Origin of the sequence: Undibacterium sp. WLX3042, from assembly GCF_049544825.1 — a bacterium.
In the GTDB taxonomy this organism is placed as follows: Bacteria; Pseudomonadota; Gammaproteobacteria; order Burkholderiales; family Burkholderiaceae_D; genus Undibacterium.
The window spans coordinates 1,547,095-1,567,996 of the sequence record NZ_CP186698.1; the positions used below are offsets into that span (position 1 = coordinate 1,547,095).

General features: G+C 50.7%; 20 protein-coding genes and 1 pseudogene. 17 read left to right on the forward strand and 4 right to left on the reverse strand.

What is annotated here, in order from left to right; all coding sequences use genetic code 11:
* Positions 1-214: 214 nt before the first annotated feature.
* The 6 genes from ACPAOP_RS06945 to ACPAOP_RS06970 all read left to right on the forward strand — a co-directional run bounded on the left by ACPAOP_RS06945 (position 215) and on the right by ACPAOP_RS06970 (position 7,294).
* Positions 215-1,258, forward strand: a complete 1,044-nt coding sequence (locus tag ACPAOP_RS06945) for a rod shape-determining protein (protein WP_186884353.1) — start codon at positions 215-217, stop codon at positions 1,256-1,258.
* 242 nt (positions 1,259-1,500) lie between these two features.
* Positions 1,501-2,520, forward strand: coding sequence for a rod shape-determining protein MreC (mreC, locus tag ACPAOP_RS06950; RefSeq protein WP_423678939.1), 1,020 nt, complete (start codon positions 1,501-1,503; stop codon positions 2,518-2,520).
* Complete coding sequence (gene mreD / locus ACPAOP_RS06955; protein ID WP_423678940.1) at positions 2,517-3,035, forward strand: rod shape-determining protein MreD; 519 nt, start codon at positions 2,517-2,519, stop codon at positions 3,033-3,035. Before mreC ends, mreD begins: the two co-directional genes overlap by 4 nt.
* A 58-nt stretch (positions 3,036-3,093) precedes the next feature.
* A complete protein-coding gene (mrdA, locus tag ACPAOP_RS06960; protein WP_423678941.1) occupies positions 3,094-5,094 on the forward strand; it encodes a penicillin-binding protein 2 in 2,001 nt (666 codons plus the stop codon).
* Positions 5,095-5,096: 2 nt separating this feature from the next.
* Entirely contained in the window at positions 5,097-6,209 is a 1,113-nt protein-coding gene (rodA, locus tag ACPAOP_RS06965; protein WP_423678942.1) for a rod shape-determining protein RodA, read from the forward strand.
* Positions 6,206-7,294 (forward strand): septal ring lytic transglycosylase RlpA family protein, encoded by a 1,089-nt coding sequence (locus tag ACPAOP_RS06970; RefSeq protein ID WP_423709765.1) that lies wholly within the window; start codon positions 6,206-6,208, stop codon positions 7,292-7,294. The genes rodA and ACPAOP_RS06970 overlap by 4 nt, the downstream gene beginning before the upstream one ends.
* Here the strand turns inward: ACPAOP_RS06970 and rsmI are convergent.
* Positions 7,291-8,199 (reverse strand): 16S rRNA (cytidine(1402)-2'-O)-methyltransferase, encoded by a 909-nt coding sequence (rsmI, locus tag ACPAOP_RS06975; RefSeq protein WP_423709766.1) that lies wholly within the window; start codon positions 8,197-8,199, stop codon positions 7,291-7,293. The two genes, ACPAOP_RS06970 and rsmI, sit on opposite strands and share 4 nt — an antisense overlap.
* Positions 8,200-8,240: 41 nt before the next feature.
* On the opposite strand from rsmI, the gene ACPAOP_RS06980 reads away from it, so the two are divergent.
* Genes ACPAOP_RS06980 through ACPAOP_RS07000 form a run of 5 tightly spaced genes read left to right on the forward strand, consistent with a single transcriptional unit; the run spans position 8,241 to position 12,556 of the window.
* Positions 8,241-8,627: a YraN family protein gene (locus tag ACPAOP_RS06980; protein WP_423709767.1), complete on the forward strand. Its 387-nt coding sequence runs from the start codon at positions 8,241-8,243 to the stop codon at positions 8,625-8,627.
* 25 nt (positions 8,628-8,652) lie between these two features.
* Positions 8,653-9,258 carry a phosphoheptose isomerase gene (locus ACPAOP_RS06985; protein ID WP_423678949.1) on the forward strand — a complete coding sequence of 202 codons (606 nt, stop codon included), beginning with the start codon at positions 8,653-8,655 and terminating at the stop codon, positions 9,256-9,258.
* Positions 9,251-9,907, forward strand: a complete 657-nt coding sequence (locus ACPAOP_RS06990) for a BON domain-containing protein (protein ID WP_423678950.1) — start codon at positions 9,251-9,253, stop codon at positions 9,905-9,907. The genes ACPAOP_RS06985 and ACPAOP_RS06990 overlap by 8 nt, the downstream gene beginning before the upstream one ends.
* A gap of 57 nt (positions 9,908-9,964) precedes the next feature.
* A complete protein-coding gene (locus ACPAOP_RS06995; protein ID WP_186897643.1) occupies positions 9,965-10,555 on the forward strand; it encodes a LemA family protein in 591 nt (196 codons plus the stop codon).
* A gap of 27 nt (positions 10,556-10,582) precedes the next feature.
* On the forward strand, positions 10,583-12,556 hold the full coding sequence (locus tag ACPAOP_RS07000; protein ID WP_423709768.1) for a M48 family metallopeptidase: 1,974 nt from the start codon (positions 10,583-10,585) through the stop codon (positions 12,554-12,556).
* A 90-nt stretch (positions 12,557-12,646) separates the two neighbouring features.
* Here ACPAOP_RS07000 and ACPAOP_RS07005 read toward each other — a convergent pair whose 3' ends face one another.
* The 3 genes and pseudogenes from ACPAOP_RS07005 to ACPAOP_RS07015 form a co-directional block, all read right to left on the reverse strand.
* The gene (locus ACPAOP_RS07005) at positions 12,647-13,072 is read right to left on the reverse strand and encodes a BLUF domain-containing protein (protein WP_423678955.1); all 426 of its coding nucleotides are present in this window, start codon (positions 13,070-13,072) and stop codon (positions 12,647-12,649) included.
* 17 nt (positions 13,073-13,089) lie between these two features.
* Positions 13,090-13,797: a GTP cyclohydrolase I gene (folE, locus tag ACPAOP_RS07010; RefSeq protein ID WP_423709983.1), complete on the reverse strand. Its 708-nt coding sequence runs from the start codon at positions 13,795-13,797 to the stop codon at positions 13,090-13,092.
* A 111-nt stretch (positions 13,798-13,908) separates the two neighbouring features.
* Positions 13,909-14,055: pseudogene (locus tag ACPAOP_RS07015) on the reverse strand (cysteine-rich CWC family protein); the annotation flags it as partial.
* 137 nt (positions 14,056-14,192) lie between these two features.
* On the opposite strand from ACPAOP_RS07015, the gene argB reads away from it, so the two are divergent.
* From argB to ACPAOP_RS07045, 6 genes are all read left to right on the forward strand, one after another.
* Positions 14,193-15,119 carry an acetylglutamate kinase gene (gene argB, locus ACPAOP_RS07020; protein WP_423678957.1) on the forward strand — a complete coding sequence of 309 codons (927 nt, stop codon included), beginning with the start codon at positions 14,193-14,195 and terminating at the stop codon, positions 15,117-15,119.
* 42 nt (positions 15,120-15,161) lie between these two features.
* The gene (locus ACPAOP_RS07025) at positions 15,162-15,875 is read left to right on the forward strand and encodes an HAD-IA family hydrolase (protein WP_423678958.1); all 714 of its coding nucleotides are present in this window, start codon (positions 15,162-15,164) and stop codon (positions 15,873-15,875) included.
* A 338-nt stretch (positions 15,876-16,213) separates the two neighbouring features.
* Entirely contained in the window at positions 16,214-16,789 is a 576-nt protein-coding gene (gene slmA, locus ACPAOP_RS07030) for a nucleoid occlusion factor SlmA (protein ID WP_423678959.1), read from the forward strand.
* A gap of 169 nt (positions 16,790-16,958) precedes the next feature.
* Positions 16,959-17,414, forward strand: coding sequence for a DUF962 domain-containing protein (locus ACPAOP_RS07035; RefSeq protein ID WP_423709769.1), 456 nt, complete (start codon positions 16,959-16,961; stop codon positions 17,412-17,414).
* Positions 17,415-17,639: 225 nt separating this feature from the next.
* Complete coding sequence (gene pabB, locus ACPAOP_RS07040; protein ID WP_423709770.1) at positions 17,640-19,520, forward strand: aminodeoxychorismate synthase component I; 1,881 nt, start codon at positions 17,640-17,642, stop codon at positions 19,518-19,520.
* 204 nt (positions 19,521-19,724) lie between these two features.
* Positions 19,725-20,840: an ABC transporter substrate-binding protein gene (locus ACPAOP_RS07045; protein WP_423682293.1), complete on the forward strand. Its 1,116-nt coding sequence runs from the start codon at positions 19,725-19,727 to the stop codon at positions 20,838-20,840.
* Positions 20,841-20,902: the final 62 nt, after the last annotated feature.

Here is a 20,902-nt window from a genome sequence, read left to right on the forward strand (position 1 = left end):
TTTAGGTGTTGGTATCGGGTAAATTTAAGAAGATTATAAGGTAGAATGGCGGGTTAATGCCCTATAAGGTGCGCTAAATCCCCGAAGTTACCGCGGTCTGGCCTTGAATATGAGGATCAGCTTGATGCAGACAGGGTCAAATTTTGATGAAATTCAGTGGAACAGCGATCTGCTTGAGACGCTGTACACATAATTGTTAAATACAGGACAATACATGTTTGGTTTTTTACGTAGCTATTTTTCAAATGATCTGGCGATCGATCTCGGTACTGCAAATACCTTAATTTATGTCCGTAGTCAGGGCATCGTGCTGGATGAGCCCTCGGTAGTGGCGATACGTCAGGAAGGCGGCCCTAACGGTAAGAAAACCATCCAGGCTGTCGGTAAAGAAGCGAAGCAGATGCTGGGCAAAGTGCCTGGCAATATCGAAGCCATCCGCCCGATGAAAGATGGCGTGATTGCTGACTTTACGGTGACTGAGCAAATGCTCAAGCAATTTATCCGTATGGTGCATGACACCAAATTCTTCAAACCTTCCCCGCGCATCATTATCTGTGTTCCTTGCGGCTCTACTCAGGTGGAACGCCGCGCGATCCGCGAATCTGCACTGGGTGCCGGTGCTTCTCAGGTATTCCTGATCGAAGAACCGATGGCGGCGGCGATCGGTGCCGGTTTGCCGGTATCAGAAGCAACCGGTTCTATGGTGGTCGATATCGGTGGTGGTACGACGGAAGTTGGCATCATTTCGCTCGGCGGTATGGTGTACAAAGGTTCTGTGCGGGTCGGCGGCGATAAATTTGACGAAGCGATTGTCAATTACATCCGTCGTAACTACGGCATGCTGATTGGTGAACAGACTGCGGAAGCGATCAAAAAAGCGATAGGCTCTGCTTTCCCAGGTTCCGAAGTCAAGGAAATGGAAGTGAAAGGGCGTAATCTTTCCGAGGGTATTCCGCGTTCTTTCACTATTTCCAGCAACGAAATTCTGGAAGCGCTGACCGATCCGCTGAACAATATCGTTTCTGCCGTGAAAAACGCACTCGAACAGACACCGCCAGAACTCGGTGCGGATATTGCAGAAAAAGGCATGATGCTGACCGGTGGTGGCGCCTTACTGCGTGATCTCGATCGTTTGCTGATGGAAGAAACGGGTCTGCCGGTGATCGTTGCCGAAGACCCGCTGACTTGCGTGGTGCGCGGTTCGGGTATGGCGCTGGAGCGCATGGATAAGCTGGGTTCCATTTTTTCCTACGAATAAAATGAGGTGCGGCGGGGATGACATGTCACTCCGTCTGTATAACCCAGAGTATGAGCAATATGATCCGGCAAGACGTGAGAACACAATGTCTGTGAATGTAACGCACTGCCTTGTCGGGGATAAGCATCAGTTCTGCAGGTAGCAGAGTCGGCATTTATGTCGGCTTTTTGTTTTTTGAGCGCATGCGCACAGTTCTGGCTGGTGCTGCGGATAGGTCACCGGTTTCTGACGATTGATATAGTATGGATTACAGTCCGCCACCCCTCTTCAAACAAGGTGCATCTGCACGTGTCAGAGCCATTTTTTTTACCGTTTTTGCGATTTTCCTGCTGGTTGTTGATTCCCGTCTGAATACCTTGACGTTTGCCCGTCAGGTTGTAGGAACGGTGTTATACCCGGCGCAAATGCTGGCTGCAATGCCAGCGGACATTGCGCGGCAGGTGTCACATTATTTTGTGACGATCGCTGATCTCGAAAAAGAAAATTCCCGCCTGAGACGCCAGCACATTATTAATGCTGATTCTTTGCAGAAAACCGCACAGTTACAGTCGGAAAATAATCATTTGCGTAACCTCCTCGGTGCGCGTGAACGTCTGCCGGTGAAATCAGTTATGGCTGAAATCATTTATGACGCCCGCGATGCCTCGACTAAAAAAGTCATCGTTGACCGCGGTATTAAGGATGGTATCGCGCTGGGACAACCGGTCATTGATGACCTTGGTGTGGTGGGACAGGTGACGCGGGTATTTCCGCTCACTGCGGAAGTGACCTTGCTGTCGGATAAGAATCAGGCGATTCCGGTACAGATACTCAGGAATGGTCTGCGCAGTGTGGCGTATGGCCGGGGCAAGTCCTCCTATCTTGATATGCGTCTGACTTCGAATGCGGATGTGAAAGTCGGCGATCAGCTTGTGACATCCGGTATTGATGGCATTTATCCTGCCGGACTGGCGGTCGCGAATGTCGTACAGGTAGAAAACAAGGCGACAACGACACTCGAAAACATTTTATGCGCGCCAGTTGCAGGTATCGATAAAAATAAGCAGCTACTGATTCTGCAAGTATCGACGACGAATCTGCCGCGCCCTGATACTGAAGATATCCGTGCAAAAAAAGAAAAAATCAATCGCAAAGTAACGCGTGATACCGCTCCGCAGGGTACCGACATGAAGCCGGTCGATCATCCGGCCACCACCCGGACAGAGACTAAAGAGCCAGCGAAGGAAGAAAAACCGGAAGATAAAAAGGATGCTGCGAAATGAATCAGCCCCACTACATTTTGTTGCCAGTCAATTCGCTGTTTATTGCCTTCAGTTTTATTGTGGCTTTTTTTCTGAATTTCTTACCCTGGGGCGGTATGGCCGGTGTGCCGGATTTTGTCGCACTGGTTCTGGTTTTCTGGAGTATTCATCAGCCGCTCAAGGTTGGTATCGGCGTTGCTTTTGCGATGGGACTGGTGATGGATGTGCATGATGCGATCTATCTCGGTGAAAATGCTCTGGCTTATACCTTATTGTCGTATTTTGCGATCACCATACACCGGCGCGTATTATGGTTTCACCCTGTGACGCAGTGTCTGCATGTATTTCCTTTGTTTTTATTTGTACAGGGACTACAGATGGGTGTCCGTCTGCTGATCGCACCGGAGGCGCACTTTCCGGGCTGGCTGTATTTTTCCCAGAGTCTGGTGACAACTTTATTGTGGCCGGTTGCGACACTGATTTTGCTGGCGCCACAACGAAGAGCCATCGATAAAGACCATAACCGTCCTATCTGAAACGCTGATGCAGCGCGTCAACAGTGTGCCGCATGATGCTGAGTAAATGAAATAAATCATGACTGAACTCAAGAATACCGAGCGCGAGCTTTATCTTTTTCGCCTGCGGCTGATTTTTCTCGGCATATTTGTGCTCGCCTGTTTTTCCGCGTTGATCACACGTTTTGTCTGGTTACAGATAATCAAGCATGATGATTACGTTTTACTGGCGGATGAAAACCGTATCGACGTTGTACCCGTGGTGCCTAACCGTGGTCTCATCTTAGACCGTAACGGCGTCATTCTTGCCAGAAATTATTCAGCTTACACTCTGGAAATTACCGCTTCCAAGATTAATCAGGACATGGATGTGCTGATCGACGAGTTGTCTGCACTGGTTGATATTCAGCCCAAACATCGTAAGCGTTTCCGTAAATTACTGGAAGATTCGAAGAGCTTTGAAAGCGTACCTATCCGCACTCGCTTAACTGATGAAGAAGTCGCCAGGTTCACCGCACAGCGTTTTCGCTTTCCCGGCGTGGACATACAAGCCCGCCTGTTCCGCCAGTATCCTCAGGGAGATGTGGCTTCGCATGTGATCGGTTACATTGGCAGGATCAGTACTAAAGATGCTGAAATGATTGATGGTATGGAAGACAGTGCGAATTACAACGGGACAGACTATATCGGTAAGGAAGGGCTGGAAAAGAGTTACGAAAAAATTTTACACGGAAGCACCGGGTTTGAAGAGGTCGAAGTATCTGCCGGTGGCCGTGCCGTGCGTACCTTATCGCGCACACCGCCGACCTCCGGTAAAAACCTGATTTTGTCGGTCGATATTGAGCTGCAGAAAGTCATTGAAGAAGCCTTTGGCGATCGTCGCGGCGCACTCGTGGCGATTGAACCAGCGACCGGCGACGTGCTGGCATTTGTATCAAAGCCGACCTATGACCCAAATTTATTTGTCGAAGGAATCGATCAGCAAAGCTGGAATGAACTCAATACTTCCGAAGACAAACCGCTGTTAAACCGGCCGCTGACCGGAGCTTATCCGCCCGGCTCAACCTACAAGCCATTTATGGCGCTGGCGGCACTGGAACTGGGCAAACGAACCCCGACACAAGCGATCGCTGATCCGGGCTTCTTCGCCTTCGGCAATCATATTTTCAAAGACGATAAACCCGGTGGTCACGGTATGGTGGACATGTACCGCTCGATCGTGCAATCGTGCGATACGTATTACTATATGCTCGCCAATGACATGGGTGTCGATGTGATGCATGACTTTATGAAGCCTTTTGGTTTCGGACAAAAAACGGGTATTGATCTTGAACATGAGCGTACCGGTTTGCTGCCATCGACGGCATGGAAGCGTGCTGCGTTTAAAAAACCTGCGCAGCAACGCTGGATTCCCGGTGACACGATTTCACTAGGCATAGGACAAGGTCAGAATACGTTTACACCTTTACAGATGGCACATGCGATTGCCACTCTGGCGAATAACGGCGTTGTGATGAAGCCGCATCTGGTGAAGATGACGGAAGACCCACAAACCCGCGCCCGTACGCTGACAGTGCCAAAAGAGAGTTTCCGTATTCCATTGAAGCAGGAAAATATTGATTTCATTAAAAATGCGATGGTCGGGGTGGTGAAAGAGGGAACTTCCGCGCGTGCGTTTGCTAATGCGGAATATGTCTCAGGTGGTAAGACCGGAACAGCGCAGGTGATCAGTATCAAGAAAAACGAAAAGTACGACGCCAAGCGGATGGCTGTCAGACATCTGGATCACTCGTTGTACACCGCCTTCGCACCCGCCGATCAGCCTAAAATTGCATTGGCCATTATCGTCGAGAATGGCGGGTTTGGTTCTGAGGCTGCGGCACCGATTGTGCGTAAGGCACTCGATTACTATTTGCTGGGTAAACGACCTGAGGTCAAGGAAAACAAAGAACCTTCCATGCCGGTGCCGAAAGCGCAAAGCGATATGGCGCTGTACCGCTCTGATGCCGAGGTGAAAAATCCGCCCGAGCCTACACCCGGCCCTAAACCCGGCGGTGAAACAATTGGGAATAAGGACTGATCATGCATAATTTTGGTGTCTACTGGCGTTCCTTACGTTCGCGCATCATGGTATTTGATGCACCGCTGGCTATCATCATTTTTCTGATTTTATCCTGCGGCGTGGTCACGCTGTATTCCGCTGGTATCGATTTTCCCGGCAGACTGGAAGATCAGTTGCGCAATATCGTCGTGTCGTTTGTCATTATGTGGATAGTGGCGAATATCCCGCCGCGGACGCTGATGCGTTTTGCGATTCCGATCTACACATTCGGCGTGGCCTTACTGATTGCTGTTGCAGTGTTTGGTATGGTGAAAAAGGGTTCACGCCGCTGGATCAATGTCGGTATTGTGATCCAGCCTTCCGAAATGATGAAAATTGCGACACCGCTGATGCTGGCCTGGTACTTTCAGAAAAAAGAAGGTGCCCTGCATTTCAAGGATTTTGTCATCGCGACGGTGATACTCGGGGTACCGGTTGGCCTGATTGCAAAGCAGCCCGATCTGGGGACCGCTTTACTGGTGGTAGCAGCCGGATTTACCGTGATTTTTCTGGCCGGATTGTCGTGGAAGGTTTTATTGTCGATCATCGCTTTTGTTGCCGTAGTGACGCCGACAGTGATCTGGCCATATCTGCTGCATGATTACCAGAAAGACCGGGTACTGACGATGCTGGACCCGACGCGCGACCCTTTAGGCAAGGGCTTTCATATTATTCAATCGACGATTGCCGTTGGTTCAGGAGGGCTGACTGGTAAAGGTTTACTTAAAGGAACGCAAGCCCACCTAGAGTTCATTCCGGAACGGACAACGGATTTTATTTTCGCCGTTTTTTCCGAAGAGTTCGGCTTTATCGGTAATGCGATTCTGGTTACTTTGTATTTTTTACTGATTGTTCGCTGCCTGATGATTGCAGCGAATGCGCCTACGATGTTTTCCCGTTTGCTGGCAGGTTCTGTGTCTATGATATTCTTCACTTATGCGTTCGTGAATATGGGCATGGTGAGCGGCATTTTACCGGTGGTCGGCGTTCCTCTGCCTTTCCTTAGTTACGGCGGGACTGCGTTGGTGACCCTGGGAATGGCGGCAGGAATTATGATGAGTGTGCAGCGTAATCGTAAGCTGGTGCAGACATGAAAATCTTCTTTTCTCATACAGGCAGTGTCAGACCACCGGGCTGGTTACTTGCTTCGCTATCCTCTGCATTGCTGGTCGCCTGCGGCTCTGCACCTAAGCAATCCATCATCATTGCTGAACATCCCCGCCCTGCATCAACAAATAAATCTGCCACGACGGCCACTCCTGTTTTGCCAAAAGCCAATTCGGGTAAGGGCGGCTATTATAAAGACGATGGTCCCGGCGATAACCCACCGGAAGGACTGGAGTTTACGGTCGATCCGATTCCAGTCGTCGAAGATTTTGCGCGGGGAGCTAACAAGCCTTACGTGGTTTTCGGAAAAACCTATACGCCTATTGTCGATACGACCACACCGTATGTGCAGCGTGGTATCGGCAGCTGGTATGGCAAGAAATTTCACGGGCAGAAAACATCGTCCGGTGAGTTGTACGATATGTACAAAATCACGGCGGCACATCCGACCCTACCTATTCCGTCGTATGCCAGAGTGACTAATCTGTCGAATGGCAAGCAGATTATTGTGCGCATCAATGACCGTGGACCATTTCATTCCAGTCGCATCATTGATCTGTCGTATACCGCGGCGCTGAAACTCGACATTCTTGGTAAAGGCAGCACTCAGATTGAAGTGGAGCGCCTGCTTCCCGCCGACATCGAGCGCATGGCGGAAAACCGCAAAAATCAGTCGCAGACAACGGCAGTGGCTGTAGTAAGTAATGACAGCATGGTCAGACCTGCAACTGTGGTTCAGGCGAATTCCGCTCCGGCCAGCAATCAGATCACGATAGAAGAATTGCTGGCGGCACAGGATAATCGTCCGGCAGAAAAGCTCACACCGCAGGTGCCGACAGGCAGCGCTTATTATCTGCAATTTGGCGCTTACGCGATCCGTTCGAATGCTGAATCCATTATGGCGCATCTGAAAAGCCGCGCCGAAGCCCGTTTGCCAGGCTTTGATATTGTGCAGCAAGGCAGTCTGTATCGCCTCGTCAGCGGTCCTTTCAGCAGCCGATCCGAGGCAATGTCGGCGATTGCACAAGCGGGTGATCTGGGTGTCGGACGCCCGCTGGTTGTACAGCGTTAGTCTTCGGCTTTCATTTCCAACGCCAGCTGGTACAGGGTATTTTTTTTCAGTCCGGTCAGTTGTGCCGCTAATCCGGCTGCCTGTTTGACTGAGCACTCTTTCAGCAAAATACTGAGTACACGGCGTGCTTCGCTATCGTCGTTTCCTTCTGCGACTACCTTGGCATCGACCAGTATCACATATTCGCCTTTTTCGCGGTGGCTGTCGGCCCTCAACCATGCCGGAGCCTCATTCAGGGCGCAGCGGTGGATTTCTTCAAACAGTTTGGTGAGTTCGCGCGCCAGTACGATTTTTCGCTCACCACCAAACACCGCGAGCATCGCTTGAACTGTCTCAGTAATACGATGCGGTGCTTCGTAAAAAATCAGCGTTGCATCCGTGTTTTCAAGTTTGTGCAGCATGCTGTCGCGTTGTCCGGCTTTTGCCGGTAAAAAGCCGACGAAATAAAAGCGCTCATGTAACAGTCCGCTGGCGGACAAAGCACTGATGGCGGCCGATGCGCCAGGTAAGGGCGTGACATGAACTCCGGATTGCTGCAGCACTTCGATGATTTTTGCGCCGGGATCAGAAATTCCCGGCGTGCCGGCATCAGACACCAGAGCGATACGTTCGCCGGCTTGCAGACGTGTCAGTATTTTTTCAGCGACTTCGCGCTCGTTATGCTGATGCGCTGCAATCAGCGGCTTGTTGATACCATAGCGCGAGAATAATTGCGCTGTATTTCGTGTATCTTCGCAGGCAACGGCATCGACCAGAGACAGCAGATGCAGAGCCCGTAAAGAAATATCGGCGATATTTCCAATCGGTGTTGCGACTACATATAATGTGCCGGCCGGATATTGTTGCCGGGTGACGGCTTCAACAATAGTGTTGCTCGTGAACAGTGTGGATTCTGTGTTATTCATTCCTGTTCATTCCCGTTTAATCAAAACCAGATTGTACGACAATGAAACGTGCGCCGACGCAGTCAGATGCTGACCAGGATAAACGTACCAGTCGCCGCCGTGTCGGTGATGATGGTGAAATGCAGGCGCTGCGGTACCTCGAGCAAGCGGGTCTGCACTTGATACAAAAAAATTTTTTGTGCAAAGGCGGTGAGATTGATCTCATTATGCGCGATGGCAGCAGCGTCGTATTTATCGAAGTCAGAACGCGCACTTCCATGCAGTTTGGCGGCGCGCTTGCGAGCGTCACTCCAGCCAAGCAAAAGAAAATGTGGCATGCTGCCGAGGTTTTTCTGCTTCAGCACGGTGGGCAGCCTGCATGTCGTTTTGATGTCGTTGCGATTGATGCAGGTAAAATCCATTGGTTACAAAACGTAATTCTAGGCTAGTCCCTGCCTTATAATCTGACACACTATGACAAACCAACTAAACCAACGTATTTTGGCGCACTTTCAAGAAAGTGCTGAATTAAAAAACCAGGCGGCCAGTGAACTGGCTGTACCGATTTCACAGGCAGTGGAACTCATGTTTCTGGCACTGTCTAACGGTAACAAAATCCTGGCATGTGGTAACGGCGGCTCGGCTGCAGATTGTCAGCATTTTGCGGCCGAGTTAGTTGGGCGGTTTGAGCGTGAACGTTTGCCGTTGCCGGCGATGGCACTGACAACAGATACTTCCATCATGACGGCGGTTGCGAATGATTACAGTTTTCAGGAAGTATTTTCCAAACAGGTGCAGGCGTTTGGTCAGTCCGGTGATATTTTGCTGGCGATTTCCACGTCCGGCAATTCAGCCAGCGTGGTGAATGCGATCAACGCTGCCCTTGAGCGAGATATGCGTATTATTGCCCTGACCGGAAAAGGCGGTGGTGAGATGAAGAAGTTATTAAGCGAGGCAGATGTACATATCTGTGTTCCGCATGACCGTACCGCGCGGATTCAGGAAGTGCATTTGTTAACGATACATTGTATTTGCGATGGCATTGATGCCGCGCTATTTGGAGGTGATGCTGATGATTAAAAAAAACTGGAACGGAGCAAGTCGGACTCTCGCCACTGTCAGTCTGTGCTGCGCAGCAGCGATGAGCTTGCAAGGCTGTGTTGAACTGGTCGTTGGCAGCGCGGTGATGGGAACTTTTGCCGCAAGTGACCGTCGGACATTCGGCGCACAGACTGAAGATAAAGCGATCGTCATCAAAGGTGAAACACGCTTGGCCCGTTCTCTTGGCGATACTGCGCATGTGAATGTGAATTCTTTTAATCGCCGCGTTTTGCTGACAGGCGAAGTCGCTGATGAGCAAACGAAAGCTGCCGCCGAGCGCGAGTTGCGCGGAGTCGAAGGTGTGCTGTCGGTGATGAATGAAATTCAGATCTCCGGTATTTCCAATTTCTCGGCGCGTTCAAACGATGCCCTGATTACGACCAAAGTAAAAGCGTCTCTGGTTGATACCAAAGATTTATATGCGAATGCATTTAAAGTCGTTACTGAGGGTAGCGTGGTGTATCTGCTCGGTCGCGTGACTCAGCGTGAAGGCAATCAGGCGGCCGAGGTTGCTGCCAGTGTCAGCGGTGTCCGTAAAGTAGTGAAAGTGCTGGAATATATCAGTGAAGATGAGCTCAAAGCGATGACAGTTCAGCCGAATAAAGACGGACAGAACAGAGTTGACTGATGAAGTGAGACAGACCGGCGGATTTTCGCTGGTTTTTTATTTTTATCCGGAGAAATTATGATTGCTTTGCTCGTTCTGCTGGTTATTATTGCGGTTATCGTCTTCTGGGTGATCGGCGTGTACAACCGTCTGGTCAGTCTGCGTAACCGTTTTAAAAATGCATTTGCGCAGATTGATGTGCAACTCAAACGCCGCTACGATCTGATCCCGAATCTGGTCGAAGTCGCTAAAGGATACATGAAGCATGAGCGGGAGACGCTGGAAGCCGTGATTGCTGCGCGCAATCAGGCAGTGACTGCAAATAGTAAAGCGGTGGTGGATCCATCAGATGCTGCGTCAGTACAGCAACTCGCTGCAGCGGAAGGGACGCTGACTGCCTCGCTCGGAAAAATGTTTGCCTTGTCAGAAGCCTATCCTGATCTCAAAGCGAATGAGAACATGATACAACTGACGGAAGAGCTGACCAGCACGGAAAATAAAATCGCGTTCGCCCGTCAGGCCTATAACGACAGCGTCATGCAATACAACACCGGCATAGAGCAGTTTCCCGGTTCCGTGATTGCAAATTCATTCGGCTTTAAAGCCGGTGAATTATTGCAGGCTACCGAATCCGCAGAAGAGCGTAAAGCGGTCAAAGTTTCTTTTTAATTTCATATCGCCCGGCTCGCAACGGACATGGATTTTTTTGAGCAGCAGGACCAGGCACACCGCCAGACCAGAAAATTACTGTTTCTGTTTTTACTGGCGGTGATTGCCATCGTCATTACTGTTAATGTCAGTCTGGCGCTGATCTGGTCATGGGGTTTTGGCGGAGCGCAAGGCTCGGCTGCTCCGGCATATCCACGTGGTTTTTTTCTCGTCAACACCTTTGTGACCTTGCTGTTTATCGCCGGGGGAACCTTGTTTGAAACCTGGCGCCTGCGCGATGGCGGCGATGCGGTTGCAAAAATGGCTGGCGGCAGATTGGTGATGCCATCGTCGACCGATGTACGGGAACGCCGGTTGCTGAACATCGTTGAAGAGATGGCATTGGCATCAGGCATCGCCTGTCCGCGAGTGTACATTCTGGATAACGAAGACGCGATCAACGCGTTCGCCGCTGGCTATCACCAGAATGAAGCGGTCGTTGCTGTGACGCAGGGGACCTTATCCCGCCTTAGCAGGGATGAGCTGCAAGGCGTCATAGGACATGAGTTCAGCCACATTCTGAATGGTGATATGCGCATGAATGTCAAACTGATCGGTGTTCTGTTCGGCATACAGATGATTGCTGGTCTGGGGCAGGAATTGTTGTATTGGGGCGCGCGCTTCGGCAGTTCCCGTAGCCGCAACGATAAAGGTCCGCCGCTGCAAATCATCATGCTGGCGGTGGGCGCTGCACTGTTTGTAATCGGTTACGTCGGTATTTTTTTTGGACGCCTGATTAAATCTGCGGTATCACGCCAGCGTGAATTTCTGGCCGATGCAAGTGCAGTGCAGTTCACGCGTAACCCCGAGGGTATAGGCGGCGCCCTGCGCAAGATAGGTGGGCTGACGGCTGTCAATCAATGCGGTTCGCGCATTGATAATCCTCATGCGGAACAGCTGTCGCATCTGTTTCTTGGGGCAGCAAGACCGCAGTTATTATCCGGCTGGTTTGCAACGCACCCGCCTCTGGAAGAGCGTTTAAGACGTCTCTATGGCAGGAACGTCACCTTTCTTGATGCCAGCGCGAGATCAGAAGATATTGATACTCAGGCAGAGTTGCCGCAGGGCGTATTTGGTTTTGGTGCTCGCAACGTCGAGGCGATGCGTCAGTCGGAAAAGTCACCACAGGCAAAAACAAATATAAACGGCACTCAGCAGTCCGGCATTTTCTCTGCACAGACTGATGAGCGGCCTAAGATGAACTTCAGCCCTGTCTTGCTGCAGGCCGCACGTGACAGCCAGTCTGCCAGCGCTCTTGTGTATGCGATGTTGCTTGATCGCAATCAACCTGAAGCTTTTGCGATTCAACAGAATCTGATCCGTCAGGTCGCGACTTCCCAGGAAAACCTGGCGCAGCAATATCTGCTTGAAATCGAAGCGATGAAAAACAGCGTTCGTCTGCCTTTGCTGGATCTCGCGATGCCGGCATTAAAACTGCTGACGACGCCGGAAAGAGCGCAGCTGTTGTCAGTCGCGGCCAAGCTGATCGCTGCCGATCAGCGTATGACGCAGGCAGAGTTTGTTGTGCTGGCTGTACTGGAGCGTCGCCTCGGGCCGCAGGCCGGGCGCTCAGTGCCGGTGCGCTATGCGAATGTTGCCGCGTTGCGTTCTGAGGTGCGTTTGTTGTTATCGCTGGTGGCTCACAGCCACGTCACGCAAAGTGTCGCGGAAACAGCGTTTTTGCGTGCCGCCGCAATGTTGCCTGAGCTGGAATTCAATGCAGCGGACTTGCTGGTCACGGCCTCTTTGGATTTCTTTGATGTCAGACAGGCACTCGAAAAAATACATCAGCTTGCCCCACTCGCCAAACCCTTCCTGATACGCGCGATGCTGGCTGCTGCGGCGCGTGCGCCGGATGTGCATATAGAAGCCGGAATTGCGGATTTATTGCGCGGTGTCTGTGCTGCGATTGATGCACCTGTGCCGGAAGCGGTGGTGAATGCCGGTGGTACTTTTCACTGATAGATAAAAAAGCCGGTCAACGTGCTCAGGCAACATTGACCGGCTATTCCGTCTTGGTGTAAATGCTTAGCGATGACTAATGCGATGACTTCAGGTGCGTCCGACGATCGACGCCGTCGCCATTAATTCATCGATCAGCGACAGCAGCATTTTGCCTGACATACCGTGGGGATCTAGCACGGGCAGCGGAGAATATTTCAGCAGAATGGATGGGTTAATTTTGCTCATATTCGCCTGTCCCATCGTCCAGCCGGCATAACGACGCTCGGTGATTTCTTCGTAATCGAGCAACATCACATCTTTGTGGCGAGGATCGCGCAGGATATGCCCGTACAAGCTGTTGACAGCTTCACGCCCGCCTTCCAGTACTTGCATGAACACTTGGTCAGTATGGCACAGCACACCGGTGATGCCGTTCGCCGGATTATGCTGTCGTGACTGTTGCATAATCAGTTGGACGGTATCGCAAGTTTTTTCATCAACAGCGCGGCTGGCGTATAGCAGGCGGACTAACATAATCTTTCCTGTCTGGATTAACGTTTAATGAGAGATAAAAATTCGCGGCGCAGATTCGGGTCTTTCAGAAACGAGCCGTGCATGACGCTGTTGATCATCTTTGCCTCTGTGTCTTTCACACCGCGCCAGTGCATGCAGAAATGATCTGCTTCCATCACGACCGCCAGTCCGTCCGGCTGCATTTTTTCTTGCAGCGCATCCGCCAGTTGTACAACAGCTTCTTCCTGAATTTGCGGGCGACTCATGATCCATTCTGCAATCCGTGCATACTTGGATAAGCCGATCAGATTGGAGTGCTCATTTGGCATGACCCCTATCCAGACTTTACCCATAATCGGACACAAATGATGTGAGCACGCGCTGCGTACGGTAATCGGACCGATGATCATCAGCTCATTCAAATGCGATGCATTCGGAAATTCAGTCACCGAGGGCATGGGAACGTAACGACCACCAAACACTTCATTGATAAACATCTTGGCGACACGGCGACCGGTGTCCTGAGTATTGTGGTCACTTTCGGTATCGATCACCAGACTCTGTAAGACCGCTCGCATTTTTTCCTCAACTTCCGCCTGCAATTCCGCAAGCTCGCCGGGTTCAATAAAGCTGGCGATATTATCGTTGGCATGAAAACGCGTTTTGCTCGCCTTTATCCGTTCACGGATGCGTTGCGAGACCGGGATATTGACCGCCTTGTAAGCGATGGACGTATCGTTAGACATTGCAGTATTCCTATCAGGAAGGCTGATTACTGGAGCGCGTATGGTAACTGAATTCATCCAAGCTTGTTTTTTCGCTGCAATTTCCGCTTTCCATAGCGGCAGACATTCTGGGCATAAACAACTGGCGTCGGCAGGAATTGTGCCACCCGGAAAATGAGAGAAATCAAGCGGTGGTAAGGCTGTGCACCAGCATTCCTGTCCTGTGTTGTCGGCAAGCGCGCAGGTGAATTCGCGGTGACAACGTTGGCAAATGCTCATGGTGATTTTCCTTTTAACAATGGATCTGTTGGCAAAGTCGTATATTCAGGGCTGAATTGGCCATCGGTTTGCCTGCATAATCCTGTAAAATTCCGGCTGACCGAATAAACTTTCATGACCTCCAGGATACCGTCATTATGAGCGATTTGAACGCAAACCCAGCAGCAGAAACAGAAGATAAATTAGCCGGTGTCGAGCCAGTGATCAAAGCCGAAATTCTGGCAGAGGCGTTGCCTTATATCCGTAAGTTTCATGGCAAAACCATCGTCGTGAAATACGGCGGCAATGCGATGACAGAGGAACGTCTGAAACATGGTTTTGCCCGCGACGTGATTTTATTGAAACTGGTTGGCATGAATCCTGTGGTGGTGCATGGTGGTGGTCCGCAAATTGACAACGCCCTGAAAAAAATGGGTAAGCAGGGTACCTTTATTCAGGGCATGCGGATTACTGATGATGAGACGATGGAAGTGGTCGAGTGGGTACTCGGCGGTGAAGTGCAGCAGGATATTGTCATGCTGATTAATCATTACGGTGGTCAGGCTGTGGGGCTGACCGGTAAAGACGGTGGCCTGATCCGTGCCCGCAAAATGATGATGGCGGATCGCGAAAATCCGGGTGAAATGCTGGATATCGGCTTTGTCGGCGAAATCGAGGCGATCAATCCAGCGGTTGTTAAAGCCCTGCAGGACGATGCCTTCATCCCGATTATTTCTCCTATCGGTTTTGGTGACGATGGTCAGGCATACAATATCAACGCGGATCTGGTTGCTGGCAAGATCGCTGAAATTCTGAAAGCAGAAAAGCTCATCATGATGACCAATATTCCAGGCGTACTCGATAAGCAAGGGAATCTGGTGACCGATTTGTCGGCTCGCGAGATCGATGAAATGTTTGCGGACGGCACCATTTCCGGCGGTATGTTGCCAAAAATTTCTTCTGCGCTCGATGCTGCCAAATCCGGCGTGAATACAGTGCATATTATCGATGGCCGTATCGAACACTCATTGTTACTGGAAGTGCTGACTGAACAGGCGTTCGGTACCATGATCCGCAGCCATTAATAAAATGACGGCATTGATTCTGACTGGTCTCCGGCTGTGCACATGAAAAAACACGCATCAGACCGGGTCTGGTTGTTTGATCTGGATAACACACTGCACAATGCTTCGCATGCGATTTTCCCGCAGATTAATCTGAACATGAATGCCTACATTGCCCGTTTGCTGGGTGATGCAGGCGAACAGGCGGACGAGGCGACCGTCAATGCCCTGCGGCTGGATTATTATCAGCGTTACGGTGTGACGATGATGGGACTGGTCAGACATCATGGTGTGCGGGCAGAAGAGTTTTTGCAGCACGCACATACTTTCCATGATTTGCCCTCGATGATCCGCTCACAGCGGGGGCTGGCCAGACGTTTGCGTACTCTTCCTGGTAAGAAAATTCTGCTGACCAACGCCCCGGCGCATTACTCCAGCCGGGTATTGATGCATCTGAATTTACACCGGCAGTTCATACAGCGTATTCCTGTCGAGCAGATGCGCGTTCATGGCAAACTGCAGCCTAAGCCATCACGTCCTTTTTTGCGAAAATTTCTGGCAAAAAACCGCCTGCGTGCGTCTCAGTGTATTTTGGTTGAAGACAGTATTGATAATCTGCGGGCCGCCAAAAAGGAAGGATTGCAGACAGTCTGGTTACACGGCTATATACCTTCGCGCCAGCGTAAAATCGCACATTTACGACCACGCGCGGCCTGTATTGACGTGCAATTGCGTTCGGTTTCCCAATTATTGAAATGCCGGCAGTTGCGGGCATAGACATGGCAGTCATGTTGCGGCACTGTGTTTCCGGTTCAGTCTGATCAGGCGGTATGACCGGTTTTTTTATAAGAGCTCGTTGACGCAGATCTATCACTGCAAGTGTAAACGAGACCGGCCGCTGCCACTGAGTGATGGACAAAAATCTGTACAAAAAGTCAGTTGTCAAGAGTATTTGAGAAATTAAAGTTTCCAAGATTGCTTCACATGAGCAGCGGGTTTCACATAGAATCTGACTCCCGCTGTCGTTCATCGGCAGCGCATAAGTAAGCACGCAAGATCATGCATCTGCACGGTGCATTTTGTACTTTTGTACCTTTCATTCAGATCAGAGAAAAATGGCTAGTACCAAACCGGGCGAGCGTAAGCACCAAATTTTGCAGACGCTGGCAGCAATGCTGGAAAATCCTAAAGGCGAGAAAATCACCACTGCAGCACTGGCGGCAAAGGTGGAGGTGTCTGAGGCTGCTTTGTATCGTCATTTCGCCAGCAAAGCACAGATGTTTGAAGGCCTGATCGAGTTTATCGAGTCATCGATTTTTGGTCTGATCAATCAGATCAGCGAGCAGCAGGAAGATGGTTTGCTGCAGGTGCAGGCGATTGCTCAGATGCTGTTAAATTTTGCAGAACGGAATCCCGGTATGACACGGGTACTCACTGGTGATGCACTCGTCAACGAGGATGAGCGCTTGCAGTTACGCATGAATCAGCTTGCCGAACGTATAGAAATGGCGTTTCGCCAGTCTTTCCGTCTGGCTGCCAGTCAGGGCAATGCGATTGAGACGGAAGCGCAGGCGCGTGCCAGCCTGTTATGTAGTTTTATTCTCGGGCGCTGGCTGCGTTTCGCAAAAACAGGATTCAAAAATTTACCCACCGAGCAGGCGGCACTGCAGATCGCCATGATATTGCATTAATTCTATCGCTCTTGGTATTCCACAGATTTCCAAAGTATGATGCTGTACGCAGACAGCGCAACAGATGCTGACTGCTGACAACATCATATAAAAATCGACAAAGCATATGCTGACCTCCCGGAATCTCTTTCCGAGGAGGTGAGCGAAATGACGAATATCTGGAGACAACATGGAACAAACCCAAACGCACGCCAAGCGCCGGCAAGTGGACATCTTGCTGGCCAAATATGCCGAAAGTCATTTGCATCCGGTGAATGAAATCATTCATTGTATTTGCGTACCTGCTATCGTATTTTCTTTCCTCGGACTGATTTGGGCCGGGCACCCGCTGGCGGCATATGCTGCGGTGATGACCAGCCTGATTTACTACTTCTTTTTATCACCGCGATTTGCGTTCGGCATGTTGCTGATGTCGGCGCTGATACTGGCAGTTTTACAGTATTTGCCACAGGACCGAATCTGGCAGATTTCTCTGGTTGTTTTCATTGTCGCCTGGATAGGCCAGTTCATTGGTCATAAGATCGAAGGCAAAAAACCTTCATTTTTTGACGACATTCGTTTTTTATTGATCGGTCCTTTGTTTGTGCTGGGTTTTCTGTACCGGCGTATCGGCATCCGCTATTGATTTCTGCCGGCGGAATATTCATTCACATTCACTGATGATCGCCGTTGCGGCTCTGTGATGAGTCAGAATGCATGTTCTGCCCGTCGTTTTTCTTTATTGACCTTCTGATGTGATCGATAGCTGAGCGGGCTATCGTTGACTGCCATGATCCGGCAAGTTCGTGACATCTGCAAGACGGCTCATCTGCGGTTAAACTGCGACTCTGTTCTATGTTGAAGTCTGACCGTGTCTGATATTTTCCCACCCAATTTTTCTTTATCCCAGCTGTTGCATTCCGCTCAGCCCTTTGCATTACTCGATGATGCCCAAGCGGATGCGGCACAGTCGCGCCTGTATTATGGTTTACAACGAGTAGCGGTATGCAGAGAGTTATCGGACTGGCCAGGTTTTATTCATACGCTTGAAACAGCGTTGCGGGACGGGTATTACGGCGTGGCTTTATTGTCATATGAGACTGGCGCGCAGTTACAGGACATTACACCGCACGATGGTGCTGCAGTTTCCAGAGTGGCGATTTTCCGGCATTGTCTGAAGCTGAACAGTACACAGGTCGCACTGCGGTTAAGAGAAATTCCGGCATCTGTGGCTGGCATCGCAGATATCCGTCCTGACATAGATGAGTCTGCATTTTGTGAGGCGATAAAAAAAATACAGACCTATATCGCTGCCGGTGACACGTATCAGGTGAATTACACGTATCGCCTGCACTTCGATGCCTATGGTGACCCGCTTGCTTTATACCGGCGTTTGCGCGAGCGCCAGCCTGTGCCCTACGGTGCGCTGATATGCATGCCCGAGGGTGATATCGTGATTTCCATGTCGCCGGAACTGTTCATCCGCCATCAGCAAGGCAACTTATACGCTAAACCCATGAAGGGAACGGCTGCCGCCACGGGCGACACGCTGCGTGATCAGCAACTGGCTGCCGGGCTCGCAGCAGATACCAAGAACCGTGCCGAAAACCTGATGATCGTCGATTTGCTGCGCAATGATCTTGGCCGTATTGCTGAGACGGGCTCGGTACAAGTGCCGCAATTATTTGAAGTGAATCGTTTTTCCAGTGTGCTGCAGATGACCTCGACGATACATGCGCGTCTGCGTGCTGATCTGGGGCTGGTTGACATACTCAATGCGCTGTTTCCCTGCGGTTCTATCACCGGTGCACCTAAACGCAGAACCATGGAAATTATCCGCGAGATTGAACCTGCAGCACGTGATTTATATACCGGTGCGATAGGCTGGTTCGATCCACCACAGCATACCAATATGCCGGGTGATTTCTGTTTGTCGGTACCTATCCGTACTATGCAATTGCAGGTACCGGACACGGATGCCGGGCCAAGTACCTCTGTACGTAAGGGCGTCATGGGGGTAGGTGCCGGGATAGTGTATGACAGCCGCGCCGATGACGAATTTGCCGAATGTCAGCTGAAGGCAAAATTTCTGACTGGATTACCGGCACAATTTGAATTGTTCGAAACCATGTATGCCACGCGCGAACTGGGTTGTCGTTACTGGACACGCCATTTGCACCGTTTACGCGGGTCTGCACAGTATTTCGGTTTTGTCTGGAATGAAGCAGAGATCATCGGCGCAGTCCAAGGCTTCTGTGCCAATTTGCCGCCACACACCGCATACCGCTTACGTTTGGCAGTGAATGCGCAAGGTCAGGTGGCGATGACGTCGGGTGTGCTGACGCCGCTTAGTGCCGATCCTCGTGCCATGCTGGCGCAACAGACGACATCCAGTGACGAATTATTTTTGCGGCATAAATCAAGCATCCGGCAAAGCTACGACGAAGCCTGGAAGGCGGCGGAAGCTCACGGTGCTTTTGATATGCTGTTTTTCAACGAGCAAGGCTATCTGACCGAAGGTGGCCGCAGCAACGTTCTGATTCAGAAAGACGGTATCTGGCTGACTCCGCCCTTATCCGACGGTGTGTTGCCAGGAGTAATGCGTTCCGTATTGCTGGAAGAGCCCGAGTTTCAACAGCAATACAATGTGCGTGAACAATCGCTGACCCGTGCTGATCTCGACAACGCCGATCAGATCATGTTGTGCAATGCCTTGCGCGGCGCATTTACAGTCAGACTCTTACAACGATAGTGCCTGCAATATTGCCTGTTGAAATCATTACGGGTTGTGCCGCAGGTCGCTGGCGGGTTACACTCGGAACGGTAACAGCAAGTATATGCTGATCAATTCTAACGACAAACAAGAAACAGAAAAGATCATTTGCATGATCTCAACAGGAGATGACCGATGAAAAAACACCACGTTCTCGCAGCTTTGCCCGCATTGATTGCCCTCATGTTCAGCGCCAATGTCGCAGCCCAGATTAAAGTCGGCGTGAATGTTTCCGCTACGGGTGCCGGTGCCTCCATGGGCATACCGGAAAAAAATACTTTTGCTTTGCTGCCGAAAGAAATTGCTGGCAAAAAAGTCGAGTACATTATTCTTGATGATGCCTCCGACTCGACGACCGCAGTCAAAAATGCGCGCAAGCTGGTATCCGAAGATAAGGTGGATTTGCTGATAGGTTCGACCATCGTGCCGACTTCTCTGGCGATGATTGATGTGGCGGCAGAGACTGAAACGCCGATGATATCGATGGCTGCCGCCGCTTCTATTATTTCGCCAGCCGATGCAAAACGTCACTGGATATTTAAAACGCCGCAAAACGATTCGCACATGTCAACCGCGGTCATCAGTCATATGGCCGATGCCGGCATCAAGACCGTAGGGTTTATCGGTTTCAGTGATGCGTATGGTGAGGGCTGGTACAAAGAATTTTCCAAGCTGGCGGAATTACGCAAAATAAAAATTGTGGCAAACGAACGATTTGCCCGCCCGGATACGTCGGTTACCGGACAAATCCTGAAAATTATCGCCAGCAATCCCGACGCGGTGTTCATTGCTGGTGCCGGTACACCTGCTGCCTTGCCGCAAAAGACCTTAAAAGAGCGTGGTTACAAAGGGAAGATTTATCAGACACATGGCATCGCCAACAATGACTTCCTGCGTGTTTGCGGCAAAGATTGTGAAGGTACCTGGTTACCCGCGGGCCCATTACTGGTTGCGGAACAGTTGCCGGCAGATAATCCGGTAAAAAAATCTGCTTTACGTTACAGCACCGTCTATGAAAAAGCATACGGAGCAGGTTCAGTGTCAACTTTTGGCGGCCATGCCTGGGATGCCGGATTATTACTGGAAAACGCAGTGCCAACCGCATTGAAAAAAGCCCAGCCGGGAACTAAAGAATTCAGAGCAGCGTTACGTACGGCGATAGAAAACACCACGAATTTGGCCGTTTCTCATGGCATCGTCAATATGAATAGCGGCGATCATGTTGGCCTGGATCAGCGTTCCCGCGTGATGGTGCAGATCGCCGGTGGCAAATGGAAACTCGCAGGGCAGGCGAAGTAAGCGTCAGTGTTCATCATACAAGGGAGCTGCGGCTCCCTTTTGCATGGTATTCCGGTTGTCTT

Excerpts from the sequence above, each read along its gene's own strand:
- ACPAOP_RS07045 (WP_423682293.1), top strand. The coding sequence starts at position 19,725 with ATGTTCAGCGCCAATGTCGCAGCCCAGATTAAAGTCGGCGTGAATGTT.
- mreD (WP_423678940.1), top strand. The coding sequence starts at position 2,517 with ATGAATCAGCCCCACTACATTTTGTTGCCAGTCAATTCGCTGTTTATT.
- ACPAOP_RS06980 (WP_423709767.1), top strand. The coding sequence starts at position 8,241 with ATGAAACGTGCGCCGACGCAGTCAGATGCTGACCAGGATAAACGTACC.
- ACPAOP_RS07005 (WP_423678955.1), bottom strand. The coding sequence starts at position 13,072 with ATGTTAGTCCGCCTGCTATACGCCAGCCGCGCTGTTGATGAAAAAACT.
- slmA (WP_423678959.1), top strand. The coding sequence starts at position 16,214 with ATGGCTAGTACCAAACCGGGCGAGCGTAAGCACCAAATTTTGCAGACG.
- folE (WP_423709983.1), bottom strand. The coding sequence starts at position 13,797 with ATGTCTAACGATACGTCCATCGCTTACAAGGCGGTCAATATCCCGGTC.
- rsmI (WP_423709766.1), bottom strand. The coding sequence starts at position 8,199 with ATGAATAACACAGAATCCACACTGTTCACGAGCAACACTATTGTTGAA.
- ACPAOP_RS06985 (WP_423678949.1), top strand. The coding sequence starts at position 8,653 with ATGACAAACCAACTAAACCAACGTATTTTGGCGCACTTTCAAGAAAGT.
- rodA (WP_423678942.1), top strand. The coding sequence starts at position 5,097 with ATGCATAATTTTGGTGTCTACTGGCGTTCCTTACGTTCGCGCATCATG.
- ACPAOP_RS06970 (WP_423709765.1), top strand. The coding sequence starts at position 6,206 with ATGAAAATCTTCTTTTCTCATACAGGCAGTGTCAGACCACCGGGCTGG.
- ACPAOP_RS06995 (WP_186897643.1), top strand. The coding sequence starts at position 9,965 with ATGATTGCTTTGCTCGTTCTGCTGGTTATTATTGCGGTTATCGTCTTC.
- mreC (WP_423678939.1), top strand. The coding sequence starts at position 1,501 with ATGGATTACAGTCCGCCACCCCTCTTCAAACAAGGTGCATCTGCACGT.
- ACPAOP_RS06990 (WP_423678950.1), top strand. The coding sequence starts at position 9,251 with ATGATTAAAAAAAACTGGAACGGAGCAAGTCGGACTCTCGCCACTGTC.
- ACPAOP_RS07035 (WP_423709769.1), top strand. The coding sequence starts at position 16,959 with ATGGAACAAACCCAAACGCACGCCAAGCGCCGGCAAGTGGACATCTTG.
- mrdA (WP_423678941.1), top strand. The coding sequence starts at position 3,094 with ATGACTGAACTCAAGAATACCGAGCGCGAGCTTTATCTTTTTCGCCTG.
- ACPAOP_RS06945 (WP_186884353.1), top strand. The coding sequence starts at position 215 with ATGTTTGGTTTTTTACGTAGCTATTTTTCAAATGATCTGGCGATCGAT.
- ACPAOP_RS07025 (WP_423678958.1), top strand. The coding sequence starts at position 15,162 with ATGAAAAAACACGCATCAGACCGGGTCTGGTTGTTTGATCTGGATAAC.
- ACPAOP_RS07000 (WP_423709768.1), top strand. The coding sequence starts at position 10,583 with ATGGATTTTTTTGAGCAGCAGGACCAGGCACACCGCCAGACCAGAAAA.
- argB (WP_423678957.1), top strand. The coding sequence starts at position 14,193 with ATGAGCGATTTGAACGCAAACCCAGCAGCAGAAACAGAAGATAAATTA.